At 63.6% G+C, this 25,600-nt stretch carries 28 protein-coding genes and 1 pseudogene; 11 read left to right on the top strand and 18 right to left on the bottom strand.

Annotated elements, in window-relative coordinates; genetic code table 11:
• Positions 1–3 precede the first annotated feature (3 nt).
• The 10 genes and pseudogenes from E4P09_RS06790 (at position 4) to E4P09_RS26440 (ending at position 8,520) form a co-directional block, all read left to right on the top strand.
• The gene (locus E4P09_RS06790) at positions 4–1,077 is read left to right on the top strand and encodes an ABC transporter ATP-binding protein (RefSeq protein WP_137388764.1); all 1,074 of its coding nucleotides are present in this window, start codon (positions 4–6) and stop codon (positions 1,075–1,077) included.
• Positions 1,074–2,069, top strand: coding sequence for an ABC transporter ATP-binding protein (locus E4P09_RS06795; RefSeq protein ID WP_137388765.1), 996 nt, complete (start codon positions 1,074–1,076; stop codon positions 2,067–2,069). The genes E4P09_RS06790 and E4P09_RS06795 overlap by 4 nt, the downstream gene beginning before the upstream one ends.
• A 153-nt stretch (positions 2,070–2,222) precedes the next feature.
• Positions 2,223–3,242, top strand: coding sequence for an AraC family transcriptional regulator (locus tag E4P09_RS06800; RefSeq protein WP_137388766.1), 1,020 nt, complete (start codon positions 2,223–2,225; stop codon positions 3,240–3,242).
• A 138-nt stretch (positions 3,243–3,380) separates the two neighbouring features.
• Positions 3,381–4,541 carry a muconate cycloisomerase family protein gene (locus E4P09_RS06805; RefSeq protein WP_205042027.1) on the top strand — a complete coding sequence of 387 codons (1,161 nt, stop codon included), beginning with the start codon at positions 3,381–3,383 and terminating at the stop codon, positions 4,539–4,541.
• A 27-nt stretch (positions 4,542–4,568) separates the two neighbouring features.
• Positions 4,569–4,928, top strand: a complete 360-nt coding sequence (locus tag E4P09_RS06810) for a YciI family protein (protein WP_137388768.1) — start codon at positions 4,569–4,571, stop codon at positions 4,926–4,928.
• A 22-nt stretch (positions 4,929–4,950) separates the two neighbouring features.
• On the top strand, positions 4,951–5,661 hold the full coding sequence (locus tag E4P09_RS06815) for a dienelactone hydrolase family protein (RefSeq protein ID WP_205042028.1): 711 nt from the start codon (positions 4,951–4,953) through the stop codon (positions 5,659–5,661).
• 70 nt (positions 5,662–5,731) lie between these two features.
• A complete protein-coding gene (locus tag E4P09_RS25860; protein ID WP_170984260.1) occupies positions 5,732–5,935 on the top strand; it encodes a hypothetical protein in 204 nt (67 codons plus the stop codon).
• On the top strand, positions 5,928–7,322 hold the full coding sequence (locus E4P09_RS06820) for an amidase (RefSeq protein WP_170984261.1): 1,395 nt from the start codon (positions 5,928–5,930) through the stop codon (positions 7,320–7,322). Before E4P09_RS25860 ends, E4P09_RS06820 begins: the two co-directional genes overlap by 8 nt.
• Positions 7,323–7,403: 81 nt before the next feature.
• Positions 7,404–8,012 (top strand): annotated as a pseudogene (locus E4P09_RS26435) (enoyl-CoA hydratase-related protein); the annotation flags it as partial.
• Positions 8,013–8,016: 4 nt separating this feature from the next.
• Complete coding sequence (locus E4P09_RS26440; RefSeq protein ID WP_239025098.1) at positions 8,017–8,520, top strand: CoA transferase; 504 nt, start codon at positions 8,017–8,019, stop codon at positions 8,518–8,520.
• A gap of 19 nt (positions 8,521–8,539) precedes the next feature.
• On the opposite strand, the gene E4P09_RS06835 is transcribed toward E4P09_RS26440, so the two are convergent.
• From E4P09_RS06835 to E4P09_RS06855, 5 genes are all read right to left on the bottom strand, one after another.
• Complete coding sequence (locus E4P09_RS06835; protein WP_137388772.1) at positions 8,540–9,151, bottom strand: DNA-3-methyladenine glycosylase I; 612 nt, start codon at positions 9,149–9,151, stop codon at positions 8,540–8,542.
• Between the two features lie 81 nt (positions 9,152–9,232).
• On the bottom strand, positions 9,233–10,216 hold the full coding sequence (locus E4P09_RS06840; RefSeq protein ID WP_205042029.1) for a cyclase family protein: 984 nt from the start codon (positions 10,214–10,216) through the stop codon (positions 9,233–9,235).
• Between the two features lie 102 nt (positions 10,217–10,318).
• Complete coding sequence (locus tag E4P09_RS06845) at positions 10,319–10,606, bottom strand: YciI family protein (protein ID WP_137388774.1); 288 nt, start codon at positions 10,604–10,606, stop codon at positions 10,319–10,321.
• 74 nt (positions 10,607–10,680) lie between these two features.
• Positions 10,681–11,298, bottom strand: a complete 618-nt coding sequence (locus tag E4P09_RS06850; RefSeq protein ID WP_137389274.1) for a TetR/AcrR family transcriptional regulator — start codon at positions 11,296–11,298, stop codon at positions 10,681–10,683.
• Positions 11,299–11,448: 150 nt separating this feature from the next.
• Positions 11,449–11,922 carry an Lrp/AsnC family transcriptional regulator gene (locus tag E4P09_RS06855; RefSeq protein WP_137388775.1) on the bottom strand — a complete coding sequence of 158 codons (474 nt, stop codon included), beginning with the start codon at positions 11,920–11,922 and terminating at the stop codon, positions 11,449–11,451.
• A 92-nt stretch (positions 11,923–12,014) separates the two neighbouring features.
• On the opposite strand from E4P09_RS06855, the gene E4P09_RS06860 reads away from it, so the two are divergent.
• A complete protein-coding gene (locus tag E4P09_RS06860) occupies positions 12,015–12,935 on the top strand; it encodes an EamA family transporter (RefSeq protein ID WP_137389275.1) in 921 nt (306 codons plus the stop codon).
• Positions 12,936–13,079: 144 nt separating this feature from the next.
• On the opposite strand, the gene E4P09_RS06865 is transcribed toward E4P09_RS06860, so the two are convergent.
• The 13 genes from E4P09_RS06865 to E4P09_RS06925 form a co-directional block, all read right to left on the bottom strand.
• Positions 13,080–13,700 carry a hypothetical protein gene (locus E4P09_RS06865; RefSeq protein ID WP_137388776.1) on the bottom strand — a complete coding sequence of 207 codons (621 nt, stop codon included), beginning with the start codon at positions 13,698–13,700 and terminating at the stop codon, positions 13,080–13,082.
• A 424-nt stretch (positions 13,701–14,124) separates the two neighbouring features.
• The gene (locus E4P09_RS06870; protein ID WP_137388777.1) at positions 14,125–15,375 is read right to left on the bottom strand and encodes a cation:proton antiporter; all 1,251 of its coding nucleotides are present in this window, start codon (positions 15,373–15,375) and stop codon (positions 14,125–14,127) included.
• 66 nt (positions 15,376–15,441) lie between these two features.
• The gene (locus E4P09_RS06875) at positions 15,442–15,822 is read right to left on the bottom strand and encodes a hypothetical protein (RefSeq protein WP_137388778.1); all 381 of its coding nucleotides are present in this window, start codon (positions 15,820–15,822) and stop codon (positions 15,442–15,444) included.
• 1 nt (position 15,823) lies between these two features.
• A complete protein-coding gene (gene ctaD, locus E4P09_RS06880) occupies positions 15,824–18,352 on the bottom strand; it encodes a cytochrome c oxidase subunit I (protein ID WP_137388779.1) in 2,529 nt (842 codons plus the stop codon).
• Positions 18,349–19,326 carry a cytochrome c oxidase subunit II gene (gene coxB, locus E4P09_RS06885; RefSeq protein WP_137388780.1) on the bottom strand — a complete coding sequence of 326 codons (978 nt, stop codon included), beginning with the start codon at positions 19,324–19,326 and terminating at the stop codon, positions 18,349–18,351. The genes ctaD and coxB overlap by 4 nt, the downstream gene beginning before the upstream one ends.
• 7 nt (positions 19,327–19,333) lie before the next feature.
• Positions 19,334–19,777, bottom strand: a complete 444-nt coding sequence (locus tag E4P09_RS26190) for a c-type cytochrome (protein ID WP_205042030.1) — start codon at positions 19,775–19,777, stop codon at positions 19,334–19,336.
• Entirely contained in the window at positions 19,774–20,715 is a 942-nt protein-coding gene (locus tag E4P09_RS06895; protein ID WP_137388781.1) for a c-type cytochrome, read from the bottom strand. Before E4P09_RS06895 ends, E4P09_RS26190 begins: the two co-directional genes overlap by 4 nt.
• Complete coding sequence (locus E4P09_RS06900) at positions 20,712–22,481, bottom strand: GMC family oxidoreductase (RefSeq protein ID WP_137388782.1); 1,770 nt, start codon at positions 22,479–22,481, stop codon at positions 20,712–20,714. Before E4P09_RS06900 ends, E4P09_RS06895 begins: the two co-directional genes overlap by 4 nt.
• 14 nt (positions 22,482–22,495) lie before the next feature.
• On the bottom strand, positions 22,496–23,272 hold the full coding sequence (locus E4P09_RS06905; RefSeq protein WP_137388783.1) for a gluconate 2-dehydrogenase subunit 3 family protein: 777 nt from the start codon (positions 23,270–23,272) through the stop codon (positions 22,496–22,498).
• 20 nt (positions 23,273–23,292) lie between these two features.
• Positions 23,293–23,646 (bottom strand): hypothetical protein, encoded by a 354-nt coding sequence (locus E4P09_RS06910; protein WP_137388784.1) that lies wholly within the window; start codon positions 23,644–23,646, stop codon positions 23,293–23,295.
• On the bottom strand, positions 23,647–24,414 hold the full coding sequence (locus E4P09_RS06915) for a c-type cytochrome (protein WP_137388785.1): 768 nt from the start codon (positions 24,412–24,414) through the stop codon (positions 23,647–23,649).
• A gap of 150 nt (positions 24,415–24,564) precedes the next feature.
• Entirely contained in the window at positions 24,565–24,846 is a 282-nt protein-coding gene (locus tag E4P09_RS06920; RefSeq protein WP_137388786.1) for an SH3 domain-containing protein, read from the bottom strand.
• Positions 24,847–24,949: 103 nt separating this feature from the next.
• Positions 24,950–25,552, bottom strand: a complete 603-nt coding sequence (locus E4P09_RS06925; protein ID WP_137388787.1) for a DUF2238 domain-containing protein — start codon at positions 25,550–25,552, stop codon at positions 24,950–24,952.
• Positions 25,553–25,600 lie beyond the last annotated feature (48 nt).

Here is a 25,600-nt window from a genome sequence, read left to right on the forward strand (position 1 = left end):
CCGATGGCCTTGACACGGACGGAAATAACCTCCGCGACGGCAGTGCCATCTGGCGCATCGCGGCCGCTGCTGGAAGTGAGCGATCTCCGCAAGTTTTTTGCCATCAGGGGCGGGGTGCTCCGTGGACGGGCAGCCACGGTCAATGCGGTCGCGGGCGTCAGCTTTGACGTCATATCCGGCGAGACCCTGGGCATCGTCGGTGAGTCCGGCAGCGGCAAGTCGACCACTGCCCGCCTGCTGATGCACCTGGTCGAACCGGATTCGGGGCGGATCGTGTTCGACGGCCGGACAGTTGGCCGTGGCGGCATTTCACTGCGGGAGTTCTACCGTTCGGTGCAGATGGTGTTCCAGGATTCCTACTCTTCCCTCAACCCGCGCATGCCGGTCGCGATGTCCGTTGCCTTCGGGCCGATGGCGCATGGTGTATCCCGCGCCGCTGCACTGCGTCGCGCTGCCGATCTGTTGGCGCAGGTCGGTCTCAATCCCCGCCTGTTTTCTGACCGCTACAGCCACGAGCTCTCCGGCGGTCAGCGGCAGCGGGTGAACATCGCCCGCGCGCTTGCGCTAAATCCCCGCCTCGTTTTGCTGGACGAGGCAGTGTCGGCGCTGGACAAGTCCATCGAGGCGCAGATCATCGATCTGCTGCTCGACCTCAAGAGCGAGCTGGACCTGACCTATGTCTTCATCAGCCACGATCTGAACGTCGTCCGCCATCTCAGTGACCGCGTGCTTGTCATGTATCTCGGAAAGATCGTCGAGATCGGTCCGACGGCGGCAATCTACGGTAATCCCCGCCACCCCTATACGCGTGCACTCCTCGCCTCGATGCCCTCGATGGATCCCCGGCGGCGAACGGAAAAAGCACCGCTGACGGGCGATCCTCCCAATCCCGTCAGCCCTCCGTCCGGCTGCCGTTTCCGCACCAGGTGCCCGTACGCGGAAGCGGTCTGTGCGGCCGTCGAGCCGGCATTGCTGGGCGGGCAGGGGCTGGCTGCCGACCCACAGGTCGCCTGCCACATGTACGACCCGGCATCCGGCCACAGCCAAGCGGTGGCGACCGAAGGAGCCTCGCAATGAGCACAGAGCCCCTCGTTTCGGTGGAAGGGCTCAGCGTACGGTTCGACACGCTGGAAGGCGCGATCCACGCGGTCAATGGCGTGAGCTTTGACCTGGCCCAGGGGGAGGTCCTGGGCATTCTCGGCGAGTCGGGATCGGGCAAGAGCGTCGCCATGCGGGCGATCTGCGGATTGCTGCCGCACTATGCGAGGGTTGCCGGCAAGGTCCGTTTTGCCGGCCGAGAGATACAGGATCTGGATGACGCGGAACTCAGCACCATCCGCGGGTCCCGGATTGCGATGATTTTCCAGGAGCCGATGACGGCGTTCGATCCGGTGTTCACGGTCGGCGATCAAATCGCTGAGACGATCGTCCGGCATCGCGGGGTGAGCTGGCGGGATGCCATGCGTCGTGCGGAGGAACTGCTGGAGCGCGTGCAGATACCTTCCGCTCGGCGGCGGCTCGCCGCTTATCCGCATGAGATGTCCGGTGGCATGCAGCAGCGCGCGATGATCGCCCTGGCGCTATCCTGCGAGCCTCAATTGCTGCTCGCGGACGAACCGACGACGGCGCTCGACGTCACTGTGCAGATTCAGATCATTTTGCTGCTGAGAGAGCTGCAGCGTGAGCTGGGCATGTCGGTCATCATCGTCACCCATGACGTCGGGGTCGCTATCGAGATTTCCGATCGCCTGGCGGTCATGTATGCCGGCCGCTTCGTCGAGACCGGACCAACCGCCGACGTGGTCGAGCGCCCGGGCCATCCCTATACCGACGGCCTGCTGTCTTCGACCGTGCTCCGGGCGCAAGCGGGTCGCAGGCTCAACGCCATTCCAGGTGCGCCGCCCGATCTGAAGGCGTTGCCGCGCGGCTGTGCCTTCGCGCCGCGCTGCCGCAATGCGCAAGAGCGGTGCAGGATGGAACTGCCCGTTCTCGCCGATCTGGCCCCCGGCCGGGCAACGCGCTGTCCGCCGCTCCGTGAAGGCCGGATCACGGTTGGGCGCAATTGGTGATGCGGCCCGAAATTTGACCTGTGCCGGACGAAGCTTGGGCATCATTGCTGGTTGCGAGAGCGCCTTGACGAGCAATTGGCTTAGGCTCAATGCTAATTGCACCCGCACGTCCCGCCTGGAAGCAGACGGATAGGAACGGGAAAGGGTCGAAGGATGAGCCAGGTAACCTCCAGGTCCGCCAGTCTTTCGAACTACATGAACATGATGCGCGGCGCCGAGATCGCGCTGCGGACCAGTTCCATCGACGAGGCGCAGAAGCATGTCAGCACCGTCTTCTCGCGCCAGCGCATTCGGGTCGAGCGGCCGTCGTTCAAGCTCGACTTCCTGCACCGGCACATACGCCTGCCGGATTTCTCCGTTCATCGTGTCCGCTACGGCGCGCCCGTCTGGAAGGAGGTCGTGGTCCCGACCAACTTTGTTGCCCTTCAGATAACCCTTGCCGGCGAGTGCATCGTCTTCGACGGTGCCCGGGAGATCGTGACCGGCCCGGGACAAATGTCGGTGATCAACAGCGGACGACGTTTCGAGAAATTCTGGTCGCGCGACGCCGAGCAACTCATGGTCTGCATCGATCGCCGCCCTCATCGTGGCGCGGCGACCTCGGTTTCGCCTCGCGCCAGCCTGAATGGCATTACCTTCGACACAGATCCTGTTTCCGCCGAGCGGGTTCCGCTGCTGGCGGGTGTTGTCGCCGCCATCTGCGCCGATTTCGACAGCGGCAGCGGCTGCATCTCCGATCCGGAGATTTCGCGCCAGATGTTCGAGACGCTGGTGCTGCTCATGCGGCGCGGGCTGCCGCACCATGACGCTGCGGCGCCGGGGCCCGCCTCGCAGCCTGCGCCCTATTACATCATCCGCAGCGAAGCGTTCCTATCGCAGAATCTGGCCGCCGAGATTACGCTGGAGGATATTGCCCAGGCGGCGGGAGTGTCTTCGCGGACGCTATGCAACGGATACCGCCGCTTTCGCGGCACCACGCCGATGGCGCGCCTGCGCGACCTGCGCTTGAAACGCGCGCGGGAGATGCTGGTTTCGGCCGAGGGAGGCACAACCGTGCGCGATGTCGCAGGCGAATGCGGACTGAACCACCTCGGACGGTTTTCCCGCTACTACGCCGAGCGCTTCGGCGAGCACCCCTCCTTTACATTGGCGCGCAGCCAGAAGCGGCACTGACCGGAGCACTTTCCTGCCGGGATCGGACATGGGTGCGTGGGGTGGATAGCGACCCCGCCGGATGCCCGCTTAAGTCGGCGCATCTGCATTTGTCCATCCGGGAACACAAGACCGATGCATCAACTCGCCCAGGACGGCTTGGCAATCGCGCTCGCTGCTGCAGCTAGCCGTGAGGACGAGATTGAACGGATCGAGACGGCGATCGTCGATGTCCCGCTGCGGCGGACCCATTTCCATGCGTCCGGGACCCATGCCGGGCAGAGCTACGTCGTGGTCGAACTGCGGACGCGGGGCGGCGCCGTCGGTATCGGAGAAGGCGTCACACCTGGCGGCCGAGCGTTCTGGGGTGGCGAGAGCGTGGAGACGATCAAGGCGACGATCGACTCCTATCTCGCGCCGGCCCTCATCGGCTGCAGCGTCTTCGCGCATGAAACGGCGCTGAAGCTGATGGATCGCGCCGCGGCGCGCAACAATTTCGCGAAAGCCGCAATCGATATGGCGCTGCATGACGTCGCCTGCCGCCTGCTCGGTGTGCCGTTGTCGGCGCTGTATGGCGGCAAGGTTCGGGATTCCATTCCCGTTCTGTGGCCGCTCGCCACCGGCGACTTTGAACAGGGTGCAGAGGAGGCCATTCGCCTTCTGTCCGAACGTCGCCATCGAATCTTCAAGATGAAGCTCGGCCAAGGCGATCCAGCTGCCGACGTGCGTGGCGCGTCGAAGGCGATTCAGGCGATCCACCGGCAGTTCCCGGATGCTTGCGTCACGCTCGATTTCAACCAGGCGTGGGACGAGCAGACCGCGGCGCGGTGGCTGCCGGAACTCGAACAGGCAGGCGCAGCGCTGATCGAGCAGCCGGTGGCCGCCTGGAATGTCGAGGCGATGGTGCGGCTCGCTGCGCGCCTGGACATTCCGGTGATGGCGGATGAGGCTCTCTGGGACTATCACGACGCCTACGAGTTTTTCCGCCGTGGTGCGAGCGACGTCTATTGCGTCAAGGCGGCGAAGGGCGGCGGGCTGCGCCGCGCCTACAAGGCAGCTGCGATCGCGGAGGCGGCCGGCATCCCGCTCTGCGGAGGCATGGCGCTGGAGAGCTCGCTCGGCACGGCCGCCAGCCTTCAGCTCTTCGCCGCGCTCCCTGACCTCGCCTGGGGTTGCGAAATGATAGGCCCGCGGCTCATCGCCGAGGACTTGAGCACCGAACCCGTCCAATACCGCGACTACGAGGTGATAATTCCGGATGGGCCCGGAATCGGCCTCGTACTTGATCGTGACAAACTGCGCCGCTTTCAGCGCCCGTAATCCATCCACCAATCAGAGAGGTGAGAGATGTTCTATTCGATCTTCATCATCGACAAGGAAGGCAGTGGCGCCCAGCGCGTGCCGGCCGTGGAGGCGCACCGCCAGTACATCAAGGATCGCGCGCATAAGATACTTGCTGCGGGTGCCACATTCGCGGACGACGGAAAGACGGTGCGCGGGGGCAGCTATATCGTCGAAATGGACAAGGACGAGGTCGAGCGCTTCGTGGCCGAGGATCCCTTCACCCTGGCGGGTATCCGCGAGAAGGTTATCGTGCAGCCCTGGATCAAGGCGTGCTTCAACGGGGAGTTCCTCATCACCGTGACCCCGCCCGGCCCCCCCGACGTCAACGAGCGGCTGATTGAACCGGAGCGCAAGTCGGCGTAGCCGGCGTTGGGAACTGACCGGGATGCGCGTGATGCTCAACGAGACGATTGCGGTCAGAGGCGCTCGGATGGGCGCCTATCTGGCCGGTGCCGGCACGGAGAAACGTCCCGGCATCCTGCTTCTGCAGGAAATATTCGGCGTCAATAACGCGATGAAAATAGCCGCGGATGCTTTCGCCCGCGACGGCTATGTCGTGCTTGCGCCGGATATTTTTCACCGGCTCCAGCCGGGCATACAGCTCGGCTACAGCCCGGAGGAACGAGAGCAGGCTATTTCGCTCTGGGATCGGCTTGACGACGATCTGTCGCGCGAAGATGTGGCGGCGGCGGCGAAAGCGCTGCGCACCCATCCCGCCTGTACCGGCAAGGTCGCGTCGGTCGGGTTCTGTCTTGGGGGCAAGCTTGCGCTCTTCACCTCGATTGAACACCTGGTCGATGCCGCGGTCGCCTTCTATCCGGTGTCGGTGCCGACATATAGGGAGCGGCTTGGCGAGCTTGGTGTGCCCGTCCAGGTTCATCTTGGCGCGGTCGACCAGCACACGCCGCCGGAGATCCAGTCGATCCTGAAAGAGGCGCTTTCCGCTTCGCCGATGCACGAGTACTTGCTCCACGAGGGAGCCGGCCACGGCTTCTACAACAGCGTGCGCAGTTTCGGCTATCATCCGCAGGCGGCGGCCGATGCCCATGCCAGCGTGCTGCGCTTCCTGCGCCGCATCATCGGACCCTTCAGCTGACCCCGCGAGACCGCCAGCCGGCGCGGCCGCGGCTGGTCCGCCTGCATTGATCGCCAACTGGACAACTGCCATGAGTGACACGGAATCGATTTCGCTTGAGGAGTTGCGATCGCGCTTGGCAGCGCGGGGCTTTTCCCCAGGCGAGGCAAGCTTGAGGGAAATACAGGATGCCTGGCCGTATTTCCAGGCGATGCGGGCGCGATTGCGCCGCGGCTACGGCTACCATGATCAGCCCGCCCACGTCTTTCAGGCCGGAGCGAACGCTCATGAGTGACGCGCTCCACTTCCTGACTGTTTCGGAAGCGGCCGGCCTGATCGCCCGCAAGGAAATCTCTCCGGTCGAACTCACGGAGGCGTTCCTTCAGCGCATCGAGGCAGTCAATCCGATGGTGAATGCCTATGTCTTGGTGACGGCGGAGCGCGCGCTCAATGATGCGAGGCGGGCGGAACGGGAAATCGTTGCGGGCCACTATCGGGGTCCGCTGCACGGCGTGCCCGTGGGGATCAAGGACAATTACGACACCGCCGGCATCCCTACCACGTGTCATTCGCATCTGCATGTCGACCGGGTGCCGGAGAAGGATGCCTGGGCCGTCGCCGCGCTTCGGGAGGCCGGCACGGTTCTTCTTGGCAAGCTTGCCACGCATGAGTTCGCCTTCGGCGGACCGTCCTGGGACCTGCCATTCCCACCGGCCCGCAATCCCTGGAATCCAGAGTGCTATGCGGGTGGGTCGTCGAGCGGCGCGGGTGTGGCGACGGCGGCCGGGCTGGCAATCGCCACGCTCGGCAACGATGCCGTCGGATCGATCCGCCAACCTGCCTTCTTCTGCGGCATTACCGGCCTGAAGCCTACCTACGGCAGGGTGCCGCGCAGCGGCGTCGTGCCGCTCGCCTTCTCTCTCGACCATTGCGGGCCGATGACGTGGAGTGTCCGCGACGCGGCCCTGATGTTGCGGACGATCGCCGGATACGATGCCGAGGATGCGGCGAGCGTCGCGCGCGAGGTCGACGATTACGAGGCCGCGCTGACCGGCGATATAAGCGGCGTCAGGATAGGGGTCATCCGCCATTTCTATGATGGCGACGAGCATGCCGGCCCCGAGGTGAAGGCGGCGATGGACGCCGCGCTCGGCGTGTTCGCCGATTTGGGGGCGGACATCGACGAGGTCACGTTGTCGAGCCTCCACGACTATAGCGCGTGCTGCATGACGATCATGCTGAGCGAGGCGCTGGCGATCCACGAGCGCGATCTCAAGGCGCATCCTGAGAAATACGGCGCGGTCGTCCGCGATCGGCTGACCCTGGCAAGCCAGTTCAGCGGTGCCGACTACGTGCAGGCGGTCCGGCTCCGCCGCGCGTTGGCCGCGGAGGTGGCCAGGGCACATGAGCGGTTCGACATTCTCGTGACGGCGGGCGGCTACGAACCGGCGCCGAAAATAGGCGAGGTCGAGAAGTTCTATCTGCTCAAGCGGCCGCTGATGACGACGCCTTTCAACGCAACCGGCACGCCGGCCATTTGCGTGCGCAACGGGTTTAGCGCCACCGGCCTGCCGCTCGGCATGCAGATTGCCGGCCGCGCGTTCGACGAAGCGACGGTGTTGCGGGTGGCGGATGCCTACGAGCGCGCGACCGGATGGAAGGACGTGCGACCGCAGATATAGGGCCGCGGTGGAACCGCTGGTTTCAGGATTGTCGGCGCCGTCTCATGCACCGCAAAACGGCAATCATTGTGGGATGTGGACATGACCGAAAACCGCGATCAGAGCGCATTAGCAAAGGTCCACGACGCGGGCGAAGGCGTTCGGATCATCGAGTTCGATAGGAAGGAGAAGGCCAATACCTTTTCCGAGGAGATGCTCCGGCAGATCGCCGGCGCGCTGAGCGATGCCCAGCACGATCCCACGGTACGCGCGGTCGTGGCGACAGGCGGCGATAAGGTGTTCGCCGCCGGTGGCGACTTGAAGGAATGGGAAGACAAGACGCCGCTTGATCTGTGGGGAAGTAAGCGCAACGAATACTGGCGTATTTTCAACGAGTTTCCCAAACCGTTGATTGCCGCAGTCAATGGCTATGCGTATGGCGGGGGGTGCGAGTTCGTTCTGCAGTCGGATATCGCCATATGCGGCGAAAACGCCCGGTTCTGCTTGCCGGAGATTTCGCTGGGCTTCGTTCCCGGCCGCGGCGGCACGCAGCGCCTGCCCGTTCTGGCCGGGCGCGGCGCCGCCTCGCTGATGATCCTGACCGGTGATCCCATTCCAGCCGGCCGCGCCTTGGAGCTAGGTATCGTGGTGGAGGTCTGCCCCGACGCTAACACCCTCGGGCGGGCGGTGGAGATCGCCCGCCGCATCGCCATGCATCCGACCCTCCAACACTTATCGTTGTGCGGAGGGAACTTGGGTCTGCATCACCTCGACCTCCGACCGGCTGTTCGCCCGGCTGTGCCGCGCGATCGGCCGTCCGGAACTCGCCGACGACCCGATGTTCAGCACGAACGACGCGCGTTCGGCCAATCGCGTCCGACTGGATGCCATTATTGCTGCATGGGTCGGCGCTCGCACCTTTGCGGAGGTCGAGGCGCGGATGATCGAAGCATCGATCCCGGCGAGCAAGATCTTCTCAATAAAGGATTGCGTGGACGATCCACATTACCGGATGCGCGGATCGATCATCGAAGTGTCAAGCCGTAACGGAACCGCTGTCAAGCAGCCCAACATCTTTCCATTCTTCAGCGGCGAGGACGCGCCCGCGGTTCGCTGGCCGGGCCCAGCGCTCGGCGAGCACAATGGCGAGATCTTCCAGGGGCTCCTCGGTCTCGGCGAGGACGATCTTCGGCGCTTGCGGGCAGAGGCTGCGATCTGATCGCCGGAGGCCGGGAGCCTCATCTGACTGGCTTTCTGAAGTTCTTGCGCGCGCGCTCGACCTTGGCTCTCGCGATACACTGCTCTACGTGATCGTTGATTAGGCCCATCGCCTGCATGAACGCATAGACGGTGGTCGGCCCGACGAACTTCCAGCCACGCTTCTTGAGCTCCCGCGACAGCGCAACGGAAGCCGCCGAGGTCGAGGCGGTCTGCGGGCTTGCGAGCTGCTCGTCGCCTGGCTCGTACCGCCAGATGAATGCCGCGAGCGAGCCTTCTTGCCTGACGAGGTCCTGAGCGCGCTGCGCGTTGTTGACGACCGCCTCGATTTTCCCGCGGTGGCGGATGATGCCTTCATCCCTGAGCAGGCGCTCGACGTCGCGCTCTGTGAAGCGTGCGATCCTGTCAAAGTCAAAGCCGTGAAAGGCGGCCCGAAAGTTCTCGCGCTTGGCCAGAATGGTGCGCCAGCTCAGCCCGGACTGAAAACCTTCCAGGCTCAGTTTTTCGAACAGGCGGTAATCGTCACTGACGGGAAATCCCCATTCCTCGTCGTGATAGGTAAGAAATTCCGGAGCAGCGGCCGACCAGGCACAACGCGGCGCCCCGTCAGGTCCGATTATTGTTCGTCCCATTGGCAAAATCTCCCTACCTCTGCCGGATTTGCCATCTCCGCGGGGTTCCGGCCGCGGAGATGGCGTCCTCTGATTTGAGTTTCAGCTTCGGCTCTTGGCGGCGATCGGGATCGCAAGCGGCCGCATCGGCGACCCGGTCGCCCCGCGCAGCTTCAGCGGTGCTCCGATGAACAGGAACTCGTAAACCTGGTCCTTGGCGAGATCCTCAAGCCACATCACCTCCATGAAGGGGACGCCCTTCTCGGCGAGGAGATAGGTGTGGACGGGGGCGAAGTTCTCGGCATCCGTTGACGGGAAGCTTTCCAGGCCGAAATTGTCGGCACCAAGCAGCATTACCTGCTGCACCTCGACCAACCACTGCGCCGCCGCGAGGCTCAGGCCGGACTGGTTGAAGAACTGGTATTGCGACTTGTCAGGCCAGACCGTCATCAGGCCGGTGCGGATCAGGACCACGTCACCCGGGCGCAATTCGCTGCCCTGCCGGGCCAGCGCCCCCTCGAGGTCGGCGGGGGTGATGGCGTAAGAAGCCGGCAGGTGCTGCACTCCCTTGAACGCTGCGACGTCGACAAGCACACCGCGAGCCACGATCGGCGGTATCTTGTCGGCGCCGGATTTGGTCCAGCCGCGATCGCCCAGTGCTTCGCTGGCGCTTACCTCGTTCCAGATTTTCCCGTGGAGGCCGAAATGATTGAGGCTGTCGATATGGGTCCCGGTGTGGGTGTTCATCAGGATCGTGTCGCTCGAGTGGGAGACCAGGGCCCCGCCTTCCTTGCGTGTCGGCTCATGGGTCTTCCAGATCTGGTAGGCGGGATCGCCAAACGCATCGGCGCAGCAGGTGGGCATTCCGACGAACAGGTCGACCGATAGGTCGTAGACCTTTCCGCTGCTGATCTGTCGGAGAACGTCTAGCCGAGACTGGTCGGTCATCATGTTGAGGGTGCCGATTTCGTCGGTTACGCTCCAAGGGCTGCGCCCTACGGCATTCGTAGCGATCTGCGCATAGGTCGCGCCAGCCACGGCGAGCGCAGCGCACAGCGTCGTCAGGCGAAGTATCAGTCGTCTCATGTTGCTGCTCCTTGTCATCTGTGAATGGCGCGATCGGCACAACAGGAAGCCCCCTCCGCTCGACATGGTCGGGCGGTCCTGCAACGCTTGCTGGGGAGGGGTTCAGCCGAGCAGGAAGCTCAGCCGGTCGCTCGCGCGCGCCGGGGTGATCTCGATGATCTCGGCAGTGACGACACTCTCGGCGACGAAGGGGTCGGCTTTGACCCGTTCCTCGAGTTCCGAACGCGTGGTGCCGTGCGCCAGGATACCCCCGCCGAGGTTGGGCTGGAGAGTGCCGGTCAGCAGGAACACGCCGTCCTCGAAGCCACGCTTGATCCATTCGTTATGGCTCGGCATGAGCCGGCCGGCTTCGCTCTTGTTGCCGGAAAATCTGAGTAGGACGATGAACATCGTAGCGGTCTCCCATTCGAGTGGACGGGTTGGCAGCCCAGCCGCGTCGCGGCGAAGCGTCCTGCTGGCTCGGCCTAGTGCCTTGCGCGCGCGGCTTTGCCGTGCCCTCGATCCGCTCCGGGCCCGGTCTCGCTGGCGTATGATTTCAGCCATTCGCACATCTGCTGAACTTCCTGCTTGATGAACGCTTCATCCCGGAAGGCGCTTGCCAGCGTTGCGACACCCTGGCTGCGGGCGAGAAGATGCATGGCCAGTTCGTCGGCGTCCTCACGGCCGAGCAGCGTGAACTGCCGGCGCAGCCAGGTCCGAAAGAGCGTGAACAGCTTGTTCGCGTCGCCCTGCGAAGCATGGTTCAGCTTCGCAAGCTCGCTGCACAACGTGCCGACGGGGCAGCCGTAACGCTTTATATCGGCGCGGTTCGCGATCAGGATGTAGATGAAACTCCGGATGCGATCCTCGGGCGTTTCACCCTCGACCTCCCAGCGCTCCAACATCATTCGCGTGTTGGCGAGACGCTCGTTGATGACGGCGTCCAGGATCTCATCCTTGGTCTTGAAGTAGTAATAGAAGTTGCCGCGCGAGATCTGCACGGCGTCCGCAATATCCGAGAACGAGGTGTGCTCGAAGCCCTGCCGATAGAAGAGATCGTCAGCGGCTTCGACGATGTGATCGCGGGTGCTCTTTGCGGTCATGACACGCGCGCCACGTCGATAGGGGTGGTCATCTGTCCTCCGGCGGCTATGGTCAACGATTTGGACAAGCGTCCTAGACAATTTAGGACGGTCGTCCAAATTATGTCAAGCGCCATCGAGGGCAGCGGATCGACTCCGGGACCGGTAGCGTTACCGGAACACAGGCATTCTGGGTTCAAACGGCGCAGACTGGACGATAGCCGAATTGGTTGCGCCGTATGGAACGATCCGGTCAAGGACAGCCTCCATCTGGCGCACATCGCGGACGTGTGCGATCGCGACGAAACAGTCATCACCGGAGACTCGATCGCATCTGACGATTTCCGGCGTGCCGCGGATCGCCTCAATCATATTTTTCATCTCGCCAGGCAGAGGTCGCGCACGGATCATGACCGTCAGAACATAGCCCAGCTTGGCGGGATCGATCCGCACGCCATAGCCGGTGATCACGCCGCGATCTTCTAGCCGCCGCACACGTTCAGCGATACTGGGTGCTGACAAGCCGATGCGGCGGGCCAATTCCGCGTTCGACAAGCGCGCATCCTCCGACAGGGCAATCAGGATGCGCCGGTCGATGTCATCAAGACCAGCTTCCGATGGCTTCTTTCGATTTCGCTTGTCCATTTTCGATTTTGCCTTCCTTCATGAACCTCTTTCAAGATTCTGCTGGCACCATGACCATTCAGGACGCACAGGCGCCTGAGTATCATGCAGCCATGAGCGATCAACCCCCCGCCGCAACCACTCCCTCTTTATTGTCGCAGACGGCCGAGCGGGTACCTCCGCACGTTTGGTTCGGCGTCTCGGCCGTTTTCCACTATCTTGGACCATCCTTCGCGGTGCTGCTATTTCCGGCCGTCGGGGTTCTTGGCGTTGCGTGGTTTCGCATCGCCTCCGCCGCGCTAATATTCGCGCCGATCACCAAACCATGGCGCATCTTCGCCCGAGCCTCGCGGCGCGAACGCGTGTTGCTTCTGTCACTAGGCGCCTGTCTCGCGGCAATGAACGCCGCCTTCTATCTGGCGCTGGAGCGCCTCCCGATCGCGCTTGTCGCGGCAATAGAGTTCGTTGGCACGATTGGGGTCGCGCTATGGGGGCTCCGGACCGGTCGAAACTGGCTTGCCTTCGCCTTGACGATGATCGGGGTCGCATTACTGATTGACGTACCTTGGCTTCTCGGCATCGGCAGCGGCGCGGCATGGTCCTCCGATCCACTCGGCCTCATGTGGGCAACTCTGAACGGAGGCCTCTTCGTTCTCTACATCATTCTCGGGCACAAGATCGCTCAAGCCGGGGCATCAGGAGGGGTCGAGCGTTTGGGCGCGGCGATGTCGGCCGCCTTCTTTTTCGTGATCCCGATCGGCCTTTTGGACGCGATTGATGCCTTCGATAAGCCGATTCTGGTGCTTGCCGGGGTCGGCGTCGGCATCTGCTCTTCGGTCATCCCCTATGTCTGTGACCAACTCGCCATGTCACGCCTGCCGCGCTCCAGCTTTGCACTGCTCTTGGCTTTGCTACCGGCTACGGCGACGATCATCGGCGTGATTGTCCTGCGGCAAATGCCGGGGCTTGTTGATCTTGCAGGGGTGGCGTTGGTCATGTTGGGGGTCGCGATCCATCGGCAAAGCAAGATCTAGATCTCCTTTCGCCGAAACCCCGCCGTGGGTAAGCGCGAAGATCCCGTCCCGCAGTTTTTCTCATGCGGGTCCAGAACGCGCCAGTTCAGTCCGCCCTGGCGGCCTCACTTGCGGCGGGGAAACAAAGAGCACGTATCGATCAGTCTACCGGTCGCGCTCCAGATCGGCGAGCAGTCTTCTCCGCTCACGCCTGGTTCTGATTTGCTGTGTTTGGAGGCCTTCGCCGTGGATCCGCATCGCGCCGTCTTTCTCGAGCAGCACGAAACGTCTGCGGGCGCCGATCGGAAGGTCTTCGGAACCGTAGATGCCCAGCGCCTCGATCACGACGGAGCGGATGGCCGTCTGCAGGCCCTCGTGATCCGAGCCGTGCCCGTTGCCCCTCAGAACGTGGCGCACGAGATTGCCGAAGGAGCCAATGTCCCTGAGTTCACCGCCTGCCAAAGGCCCTTGCCGGGTGCGTAGCCTGGGATCCGCGGGAGCATCGCCTTCCAGGTCGAGCATGTCGGTCACGGGGTGGACGATCGCCTCGTCGGGCGTTTCGAGCGTGACGATGACGCTCTGCACATAGACTGGCCCCGAACTCATGTTGCAAATGAAGCAGCGTGCCTCAACGCCATCTCCCGCGCCCCGCATGATGAGCAGCGTTGCCCGCAACTGCCTCCGATAATTGCTGATGAACACCTGGAGGTAGATCAGCCAGATAAGTAGCGTCCCCATCCCGGTCAGCGCGGCGATCAGCTCGCGATGCTCAGCGATCCACTGCAATTGGATCCTCCGGAAGGGGCGGGCCGTACCCGAGCGGGCCGGTGGTTGTCGGGATTGGCGGCGGTTGGGCATATCCGGACGACATCTAGAATTCGACCGGCGGCAGATGGTTGACGCCGTGTGCGCCATAGCCCAAAACCTTCAGTCTTGGCACCAGCCGTTGTGCCGTCCGGCAGGTAGTCCGGTTGCCGCCGAGATCGTGAATGTCGCAATACGCAAACTTATCGAGGGATGTGCTGGCCGTCGCGGAAAGCGGGACCTTCGAGAGTGAATGCCATCGGCTCCTCCTTTCTTCCGATCGCGTGCTCTCCAGCCCAACCCGGTATTGAAGCAAGAGTTCCTTCGGTGCTCGAGCTGGAAAAGCCTCGTGCACGGAGCAGCGTTGCGGAGTGTGCCGCATTCACCGGGTCCGCCTGCGCTCGGCTCATCCGCCGCCGGTCTTGCCTTGGGCGTCCTTTGGCTCGGCCCGGCGCGAATAGACCAGCTTGCTTATGGGCGCGGCGGTGGCACCATGTGCGATGATCGAGGCGAGCACCGCAGCACTTGCGATTTGCCACACCAGGGGGTCGCCGCCTCTCGAAAGCGTGAAAAGGGCATAGAAGAAGGCTGATATGCCGATCGGTCCGAACCAGGCGAGGTACGCGAGGTCGCGCCCGTTCAGATGCCCGCGCATGAGGGGGAAGAGCACCAGGAAAACTGGCGGACGTCGCAGAAAGAGAACGCCAATCGCGAAAACAAGCACAGGCCAGCCAAGCCGTTCCCAGGCTTGCCAGGGCAGCGCCATACCGAACAGCACGAAGATTGGCGGCGTGATCAGATGATTGATTGCCTCCTGAACATTCTCTTCCTCTTGCTTGGTGTTGGTGTCTGACGCCAGGTTGAACGCGATGCCGGCGACGAAGACGGCAATAAGAGCATCTCCCTTGAGAAGACGGCTCGCGCCGAGCGTGAACAGCGTCAGCGCGAGCGTGAAGGTCAACACCGAGTAATTCTCGATGATGCCGTTTTCGCGCGCCCAGCCCAGCAGTCGGGCAGTGCCGGCGCCCAGGATGCCGCCAAGGACGGCCGCCACCATGACGCCCAGCACCACGCCCCTGACGAACCATTCCTCGACAATGCTGCCGCTGCCGCCAATCACCAGCAAGGGCAGAAGCGCGAGCAGATAGGCAAGCCCGTCATTGGCACCGGATTCAAGGCTCAGTGCGGCGCGCACCCGGGCCGGCAGCTGCTCCTTGGAAAATTTTCCCGTCACGATGTTGCTGGAGACGATCGGATCGGTCGGCGTCAAGACTGCGCCGACGAGCAGCGCGGTCCACAGCGGCAGGTCGAAAATCAAGCCGGCAAGCATGGTGCTGCAGGCCCACATCCCGAGCATGCCAAGCGTAAGCGCCACGACCGCGGGCTGCGCCAGGGTGCGCAAGTCGTTCCGGCTGAGACGCAGGCCTATGCCCATCAGCCCGACAGCCAGCGTAATCCTCGCCGATTCCTCCAGGATGGTGTGCTGATCACCCCAGGTGCGAATATCGATGATGTTCAATCCCGCCGGTCCCACCAGGATTCCCAACGCGACGGCCACGATCGGCATGGAAACCGGCGAATGCTTCATCCTCTCGGAGACGAGCCCGATGGCAAGGATCAGCGCACCGGCTATGGCGAGTGAGAGATTGAGCTGCATGCACCGTCCTCTCGTCCCGAAGGCAGGGGGCTTCACCGCGGGCCTGCCCAGTTTGCTCTGCCGGGCTCATTGGCAAGCGGCCAAGAAGAAGAGGGGAACCGTAACGTAGACCACCGCAACGCCACTCAGGAAGCAAAGGAGAAGGCTGCCGACGGCCATGAACCGGTGCCGCGCCTGTCTCTCGTTTTGGGGGGTCTCGGACCCGCCGGACTGCGTCCAGCGCCGCCAGGCCAGCAGGATGAGCACCGCGATGATCGCCAGCGCGATCCCGCTGGCGATGATCACGGCCGTTCTGACGGCGCCCCATTCTCCCGGACCGCTCGTGCCAAAGCCGAAGGCGCAGCCCACCGCGACCAGGATGTAAGCGACGAGAAAGTGCGCCGTCCAGACCAGCGGGCCGGCCACCATGCCGATGAGGCTATCGCGGTCGATGACATTCATCGGCATGTCAGATCACCCTCGGCCAGAGATGGACGATGACGAGTGAGGCCACCGCGACGCCGGTCGTGTAGTGCCAGAACAGTTCGACATTCATGAGCGACTGGCGCCGGTCGGGCGTGACCTTTCCCGCGGCGGCGCGTGCGAGCATGTAAAGCACGAAGATCGTGCTGATCGCCATGTGGAAGCCGGTCCAGGCGACGAACATCCAATAGACGGCCGCGAAAGCGCTCTGCGTTGGGAGGAGTCCGGTAACGAGAAGCGACTGCAGCATTGCGCCCGCGCCGGCGATCATCGCCAATAGCGCCAGGATCAGACCGACGACGAGCGCGATGAACAGGCCGCGCCTGTTGCCGAAGGACGCCAGCCGGAAGGCGAGGCTCGAGACGAGCACGAGCCCGGCGGCAGCAGAAGCCCAGCCCAGTCCACCCTCGGGCACGGGCGGAGAAAGGTCGCGATTGACGGTCCACAGGAACAGGAGCGAAAAGATCAGCGATACGAATGCCGCCAGATCGAACAGCACCAGGAGGGCCATGCCCCAGAAGCCGTGGGTTTCGGTGCCGTTCACATGCATCGGGCAGGTTTCCCCACGCCCTATGTCGTATCGGTTCGGCTCGGGCAGCGGTTCGGTATCCCACATCCAGACGACGCCGGCAGCGATGACGACCAGGGCAGCGGCGGCGCAAAGCCACCACAGCTTGAAGATCGCTAACCCGAAGAAGCTCGCGGTGCCGACAGCGGCTACGAGCGGGGTCCAGCTCGGGTGCGGAAGAAGGATGACCTCCCTGGGTTCGCCCATCACCGTGCCCGTTCGCAGCGTCTTGCGGCGCATATCGGGACTGTCGGCCAGGTAGAATTCGCCCCTGTCAATGCGGTCAGCCAGCCCGGGCTCATCCCAGAGAGGATATGTCGAGGAGACGATGGGGACGCTGCGCAGAGAGAAGGCCGACGACGGCGTCACCGTGTGCCATTCCAGGGTGCCTGCATTCCAGGGATTGTATCCCGCATCCCGGCCATGCTTGCGATGCCAGTAGAGCCAGTCCCACAGGAAGACGGCCATGCCGGCGGCAACCATGTAGGCGCCAACCGACGAGACGAGGTTCAGCCAGTCCCAGCCAAGGTCGGCGGGGTAGGTGTAGACGCGCCTAGGCATGCCGCGCAGGCCTGTGATGTGCATCGGGAAGAAGGCCACGTTGAAGCCGACGAAGATCAGCGCGAAGGACAAGCGCCCGAGTGTCTCCGACATCAGCTTGCCCGTGGCGAGCGGCATCCAGTAATGGAGCGCGGCCAGTACCGGCATCACGGCGCCGCCAAAGAGCACGTAATGGAAATGGGCGACAACGAAATAGGTATCGTGCACCTGGAAGTCCACGGGAACGAGCGCCACCATCACACCAGTGAGCCCGCCGGCCACGAAGATGAAAATGGCGCCGAGCGCATAGAGCATCGGAACCTTCAGCAGTACACCCGGGCCGCTCCAGATGGTGGCGATCCAGGCAAAGACCTGGATGCCGCTGGGTATAGCGACCGCCAGGCTCGCGGCCGAGAAGAAGCTGAGCGACATCATAGGAATTCCGGTGGTGTACATGTGATGCACCCACAGGCCGAAGCTCAGGAAGCCCGTTCCCACGGCGGCGAGCACGATCCATACGTAGCCGGCGAGCGGTGCCCGGGCGAATGTCGGGATGATGGTGGACAGCATTGCCGCGCCGGGCAGGAAGATGATGTAGACCTCGGGATGGCCAAACAACCAGAAGAGATGCTGCCAGAGCAGCGGATCGCCGCCCTTCCCGGCGTCGTAGAACGGCCAGTGAAAGGCGCGTTCGACCTCCAGAAGAATGTCGCCGAGCACGAGCGGCGGAAAGCCGAACATGATCATGAAGCCGAAGACCAGCATGTACCATGCGAAGATCGGCATGCGGTCGAGGCTCATGCCGGGCGGGCGGAACTTGAGGATGCCGATGATCAGCTCGATCGAGGCGGCGACGGCCGAGACCTCGATGAACCCGATGCCGAGCAGCCAGAAATCCGGCCCGTAGCCGGGCGAATATTCCGGGCCGGTTAGCGGCACATACATGAACCACCCCCCGGCCGGCGCAATTTTGAAGAGGAGGCTCCCAAGGGCCATCAAACCGCCCAGCAGATAGGCCCAGTAGCCATAAGCGGAGATGCGCGGGAACGGCAGATCTCGCGCGCCGAGCATCTGCGGCAGGACGTAGATGGCGACCGCTTCCATGATCGGCACGGCGAACAGGAACATCATCGTCGTGCCATGCATGGTGAAGATCTGGTTGTACCAGTCGGCCGAGAGGAGGTCGTTTTCGGGGAGCGCGAGCTGTGCGCGGATCAGCATCGCCAGGAGGCCGCCCACCAGCAGGAAGAAGATGGCGGTGAGCACGTAGAGCTCGCCGATGACGGTGTTGTTGATTTCCTTGAAGCGTCTGAGGCCCTTGGGGGGCGCCCAGATTTCTCGGAGCTGCCACAGACCGGCATCGTGGCGGGCCGCCTCCTCGAGCTGGCGGGTCGAGGTGAAGGTCATTCCAGGCTCTCCAACCATGCGGCGAGCGCGCGCAGCGTCGGTCCGTCCAGGCGGTCGAATGAGGGCATGCGGTTGCCTGGCTTGAGGTGCTGGGACGAGGCGATCCAGCCCGCGAGGTTGCCGACCGAGCCGTTGAGCCAGCCAGCACCGATGGAAAGCCGCCCCCCGACATGTGTGAGGTCCGGCCCGATCTCACCGTTCGCGCCCGCAAGGCCGCGCACAGTGTGGCAGCTGCCGCAACCCTCGCTTATGAAGGCCGCCCGCCCGGCTTGGTATTGTTCCGTGATCGGAGCCGGCGCCGGCCGGGCCTGCGTCGAGAGCCAGTCATCGAACCGGTCGGCAGGTTTCACGACCACATAGAAGGCCATTTTGGCATGCTGCTCGCCGCAATACTCGGCGCACTGGCCGCGCGTGATTCCGGTCTCGGTCGGGGTGAAGGCGACCCGGTTCACATGCCCTGGAATCATATCGATCTTCCCGGCGAGACTCGGAATCCAGAAGCTGTGAATGACATCTTTTGTGGTGACGGAGATGCTCACTGGGCGATCAACCGGCAGGCGGAGCTCGTTGGCGGTCTCGATGCGCTCGCCGTTTGGGCCGAGGTAATGCACCTCCCACCACCACATATGGCCAGTCACATGGATCTGCAGTGCCTCGTCTCCGGGCGGCGTGCTGATGCGCAGGCTGACGAGGACGGTGTAGACCATCAGGGCGCCGAGCGTGACGGCGGGGAACACGAAGCCGCCAAGCGCGATGAAGGTGGTTTTCCGGAAAGGCGGATGGCGCCTGCGGCTGAGTATCGCCCAAGCGAGCAGGCCCATGACCAACACGAAGATCACCGCACCGGACACAAAGACAAGATTGCTGAGGGTGAGGATGGCCTCCGCCTGCGGACTGCGCGGTCCGTAGACGCTCTGAACCCCTTCTTGCCCCTCGAAAAGCGGAGCCACGGCCGATATGGATACCCACGCCATGCCGGTATCACCGCAGTGTGTATAGATAGGCGGCGATATGCCGAGCCCTGTCCTCGGGTATGCCCATGTCGGGCATGGCGGTGCGGGGAGCCATGTCGGGTGCGTTCATCACCCAACGCACGAGATTATCCGGCGTGTTGGGATACTGGCCCGCAATGAAGGCGCGGAGGGCAAATTCGGTTAACGGAGGCCCGACGATGCCGTCCGCCGACCGGATACCCGGAATGGTGTGGCAAGCCGGACAGCCATATTCCCGGATGAAGCTTGCGCCAGCCTGCGCATCGCCCCCAACGATGCGCATGCCCTGCGGGATCTCCGAGTCCTCGCACCCCGCAAGCGCCAGCATGATCAGCAGCGCGGCCCCGGCGGCTCGCGCTGGAGCGCGTTCGAGGGACGGTCGGGCTAGCGTGCGTGATCGGCCGGGTCGCGGATCTCGTCGGGCGATCATCATTCCAAACCAGCTCCACCCGGCTGGCTTTCGTTTACGCCGCCCTCCCCCTGCTGGGCGCCGCTGGTGCCACGCCCGCTGCCCTGGACCCCGCCAGGCTGTCTCTGGCCAGGTCGGGTGGTACCCGTCGGGCTCTGCGCAGGCTGGCCGCGCGGGGCCGTGCCGGCGCTCCCACCGGAGGCCGGTGCAGGCTCCGTCTCTTGGGCTGGACGGGTCCCTGGCGGTCCGCGCTCTCCGACCTGCTCGAGCGTGAGATAGAGGTCTTCTTGGGGTGTCACCTCCGCCGGCCGCAGCGAGGCGAAGTAAAGCGAGACAGCGCGGATCTGGTCGTCCGTCATGTTCTTCGCCACGAATTCCATGATGTTGAGGGGGTCGCCATCCCGCACCCCTCGCTTCCATAGCATCAACTGGTGCTCCAAGTAGGGGGCGAACTGGCCGGCGAGAAAGGGGTAGATGGGCGGCGCGCCGGCGCCGTCCTCGCCATGACAGGTGTTGCAGGCCGGAACACCGCGACCGGGCACGCCGATCGCTGCGATAGCGCCGCCAATCTGCAACACTTGCTGATCGACATCTGGCGGGGGCGGGTACGGGGCATCGTCGATCGCCGCATAATAGGCGGAGACGTCCGCCATCTCGGCGTCGGTCATCTCGCGGGCCACCTGCTGCATCACCTCGTTGGGTCGGAGGCCGGCGGCGAAATCCTTGAGCGTCTTGTAGAGATACCAGGCGCTCTGGTCGCTCAGGCGCGGAAAGGCGCCGCTGCTGTCGCCCGAACCGTTGAGATCGTGACAGCGGGCGCAGGCGATCCCTCCCGCCTCCTCGTAGAAGCCCCCGGTCGCGACCCAGCGCCCGCGATTGACGTCCGGCCCTGCTGCCATGGCTGCGGAAGCCGCGGCGGCGGCAGCCCCTAACGCAACCAGGATGGCAGTCCGGTGTCTCATGTCGGCACCAGCGGGCGGGGATTCTTGAGATAGTCGTTGATCATGTGCTCGACCGCCCAATAGGCGAGGGCGCCAACCGTGTCGGTCGGGTTATAGCCGGCATTCTGGGGGAACACGGAAGAACCCATCACCCAGAGGTTATGGAGGTCCCAGGACTGCAGGAACTTGTTGACGACGCTCCTGGTCGGATTGGTTCCCATGATTGCGCCGCCCGTGTTGTGTGTCGTCTGGTAGGGAACGATGCTGTAGTGGTCGTCCAGCCAGTTGACGGAGATTTGCTGCCCGCCCATCGCACGCGCGATTTCCCAGGCCCTGCTCGTCACGTAGCGCGACATCAGCCGGTCGTTATGCGGGAAGTCGAAGGTGATCATGCCCAGCGGCTGGCCAAAGGCATCGGTATAGGTCCGGTCAAGGCCGATATAGTTGCCTCTGTGCGGCATGGACGAGCCGTGCACGGTCAGCGTCGCCGTGCTGTTGTAGTGGCGCTGAACCGCCTTCTTCCACGCGACGCCCCAGCGCGCGGTCCCGTCGGGCACGGGATGCCGGTGGATCGGCCGTCCGGTGGTCGTATAGGCGGCGATATAGGCCCCGCCGATGAAGCCGAGCTCCGAGTGGTCGAAGCTGCCGGTGTTGAAATCGTCTATGGCGGTGCCGAGCGCGCCGGCGCCCATGAACGGGTTCAGGCGCACGTCGGGCGCATAGAAGACGCTCGCGCCGCTCATCGTCTGGTAGGTGTAGTTGCGACCGACCGTGCCTTCGCCGGTCACAGGGTCGTAGGGCGCGCCGATCCCCGAATTCAGCATCAGCACGACATTGTGGTGCGCGAAGGCGCACAGCGCCACCAACTCGGCCGGCTGGAACACCTCCCTGCCGCGCGCATCGATATAGGTGACGCCGGTGGCGCGCTTGGATCCGCGATCCCATTCCACTCGCAGCACGTAGGACTGGAGCCTGAGCTCGAAATTCTCGTTGGCCATGGCGAAGGGCAGGATCGCCACCTGCGGGCTGGCTTTGGCGAAGTGCTCGCAGCCATAGGTCTCGCAGAAGCCGCAATACATGCAGGGCTGGAATTTTGCCCCGTAAGGATTGGTGTAGTGCCGCGTGACGTTGGACGAGGGCACCGGGAAGGGATGGTATCCGAGACCGGAGGTCGCGTTTGCGAACAGGTGGCCGGCATAGGCCTGCTTCATGGGCGGGTTCGGATAGGGCTCGCTGCGCGGACCCTCGAACGGGTTGCCGCCTTCCTGGATTTTGCCGTTCAGGTTGCCCGCGATGCCGGAGGTGCCGCAGATCTTCTCGAAGAACATGTAATACGGCTCGAGCTCCTCATAGGTGATGCCCCAGTCCTGGATCGTGAGGTCAGCGGGAAGGAAATCCTTGCCGTAGCGTTCCTCGACCCAGCTCCGCAGCACGAAGGACTCGGGCTGGAAGCGCCAGGTCTGGCCGTTCCAGTGCACCATGGCCCCGCCAGCTCCCGTACCGGGAAGGAACGAGCCGAGCTGCCGCATCGGCAGCGCCTTCTGACCAATCACATTGCGGAAGGTGATGGTCTGGACGCTCGGATCCTGCATCAACCCATGCCGCACGGAGTACTTCAGCTCGTCATGCATGTAGGGGGACTGGAAGTCGGGAATTGTCTGGCGCATGCGGCCGCGCTCCAGTGCCACCACGGAGTAGCCCTCTTCCGCCAGCTCCTTTCCCAGGATCGCGGCGGTCGCTCCGCCGCCGACCAGCGCCACGTCGACCGGCTTCATCCGGATCGCCATCGTCGTCTCCTTGCTTAGCGGGTTGCGTGGTGGCTGTGCGATCGCGCGCTTTGCGCCATGCTCATGGGCGGGCGCTCGTAGGGCTGGTTGTACTCGGTGACGAGGTCCACATACTGGGCATAAGCGCCGGGAAAGCCGATCATGCGCCAGGAGATCATGTCCTGGTTGCCGCCATAGGCGGGGTCGGCGAACCACCCTTCGATCGTGTTTGCAAGCAGCGTCTCGAAGAACACCGAGCTCGGCATGGACGGGAGCGGCACCTCGCCCGATTCCAGCATTTCCAGGATGGTGATCTGGTCAGCCACGGGCAGATCCCAGAATTCCGTGCCGCCGCCCTCGCGCTGGGAAAGCCAGGTCCGGATCTCCTGGATGCCGGTGCGGTAGAGCTGCGCGGGCGTGAACGGCAGCTGATATCCTTGCTGCGAGGTGCCAAGATCCCAAGGACCCTCGAGATACATCCTGGCCCCCACACCATAGGCGCCTGCAAGCTGGCGATCGATGAACTCGGGAACGCCCGCCCACACCGCACCCGGCCATTTCTCGTCCGGGGGAATCAGCCGGTCGACCGCGGCCTCGACGAAGCGGGCCTCGTCCAGGGTGAAAAAGAACATGACGTCCTGATGCCCAGCGCGAGGGTCCCCGGCGGGCAGACCACCGCCGACGGGGGAGGTCGGCGGGGCAACGGGTTCAGTTTGCGCCGCGGCGGGCGTGATGAGGCGCTCGGGAACGGCCGCCACTGCGCCTGCCGCCCCTGCGGCCTTGAAAAGGCTCCGTCGCGAAAGTTTTTCCATTTCCTTCCTCCCTTCGATTGTTATTCCTGCACAAGCTTCTCCATGCAGAAGGCGTGGGCGTCGGTCCCTTCCCACTCGCTGCAGAGCTTGGCGCTCGGCAGCTCGGGCAAGCTGACTTCGGAGCTTCCCGACTGAGTTTCCTTGATGCCGCTGTAGCCTGTCGTAATGGCATTGGTGACGCCGGCTCCGACCTGCGCCACGTAATCGTTCGGCCAGCCGTACTGGTTGGTCCCGCCGTCTTGGCTGCTGGATTGTGGCGCCGTATCGGTCGCGCTCTCCTCGATCCCTTGCGCAAACACAATGCCGGGCAGCAAGGCCCCGAGTGCCGCGTAAACAACCGCCTTGGCGTTTCGCTTGAGAGACCGCGCAGCCATCTACTTCACTCCAGGGATTTCATCGGGAATGGGCGTGATCATCGGCGGGGGAGAGACTGCGGCGGTTGGCCCACCCGTTGGTTCCGGCGTCACCTCGGGCGGCCGCAGGGAAGCGAAATACTGCGCCGCCGCCTCGATCTGCTGGTCCGTCATGAGGCTGGCGATATAGGCCATGATCCCGAACGCCTCGCCTGTCCGCTCGCCTTTCTTGAAGAGGTGAAGCTGCTCTCTGAGGTAGGTGGCGTACTGCCCGCCGATGAACGGATAGGTGGGCGGAAGGCCAATGCCCTCCGGGCCGTGGCAGTTCACGCATGCCTGTATCCCCTGCTCGGGAGCTCCCATTGCCGATAGAAGCGCGCCTTGCTGCAGGATTTCGGGGTCAACATTGGGTGGCGGAGGGTAGGGAGCATCTTCGAGCGAAGCGTAGAATGCCGAGACGTCCCGCATCTCCTTCTCGCTCAGAGCCTTGGCGATCGGCTGCATGATCTGGCTGGGCCAAGCGCCGGATGCGAAAGCCTGCAGGGCCTCTACCATATATCGATAAGTCTGGTCGGTCAGGCGGGGGAAACCCGCAGTGCTGTCGCCTGCGCCATCCATGCCATGGCAGCGGAAGCAGGCTCCTCCGGGGGATCTGTCATAGGTGCCGACCGCGATCGCCCGCCCATTTTCGATGTCGGCCTCGGCCGCGTCCTGCGCCTGGCCGGACATTGCTGTTGCAATGATTGCGCCGGCGGCAATGCCTGCTGTCAGCAGCTTCCGGAAGGGCATGCTGTCCCCCCTTGAGTTGAGGGTCCAACCGGCTTTTTTCGAGATTTGTTCCCGCTAGAGGCAAAAAATCAGGCTGCGGTCGGCCGGGGTTCCGGAGGTCCGAGAATTTGGAGACGAAGAGTTGGTAGGCTCTTTACCCGATCGACGGCTTCACTCTTCCGGACCGTCAGGTGCCAGATTGGGCACGCGATCGAGCGCGGCGACCGGCAGATAGCCCGTTTCGGTTCCGTAGGAGACCAGGCACCAGTCGCCTTGGCATGCGTGAAGCTGGACAGTGCCTCCTGCGGGTATCAGGTATTTGCGCTCACAGGAAAAGCTCGGCCCGATACGCATCATCACCTCGCCCTGAACCTCCGCCAAAGGTCGAGTGCCAAGTTCCTGGTCCAAGTTGGCGGCGCGAGCCGAAAATCCGGCACTGGAGCACTCGTCCATTCTCGGAGACGCTTCCTGTGACTGGACGCTTGAAGCGAGGGCGACTGCATTGCCAAGCGCGACTGCCAAGAAGATTTCGACCAGATGTTTCATATTGCCCTTCTTAACGCTCGCTGCCTCGCAACCGACCCGCATCCAGGCCAAGGCGTTGCTGGCGCCCGATGACCCAACCGGCGAGCAACGCACCCCCCGCCGCCCCGAGCACGTCAAGCACAAGATCGACGATCGTGTCTCCGACACGGAGATTTAAGAAGATCATCTCGATGATTTCCCAAGCGACGCCCAGCCCGAAGCCTATGGCAACGATTGTGCAAATGAAGGTGAAGCTCTGAGGTGCACCGCCGATGACGCCCCGCGTCCATCCGAGGTGGCCGATCGCGGACATGACAGCGAGAGAGCTGAACACGTGTACTACTTCGTCATACCAGACGACCCGATTGAAGTAGTCGAAGGACCATCCAAGCGCGTTCAGGATCGCCGCAAGAATCACGAGCAGCTTCAACAGGCCGGGCAGACGATCCTGTATCAGCAGGAATGTAAGTGAGACCACGAAGAAGGCGGCAATGGCCCAGGCGCCGTTCCATCTCTGCAACCACAGAACTGCCACGAATGCGATGGCTTGCAGCAGAACGCCCAGCCAGGCGAGTGCGCGGAACGTGCCGCTGCCGATCGGCAGGCCTATGCTGCTGCCGGGGGACCGGGACATGAGCCCTCCATTGATCCAGATCATGCTGTTCATCGCCACGGCCCAAAG

It is taken from the genome of Rhodoligotrophos defluvii, assembly GCF_005281615.1.
In the GTDB taxonomy this organism is placed as follows: Bacteria; Pseudomonadota; Alphaproteobacteria; order Rhizobiales; family Im1; genus Rhodoligotrophos; species Rhodoligotrophos defluvii.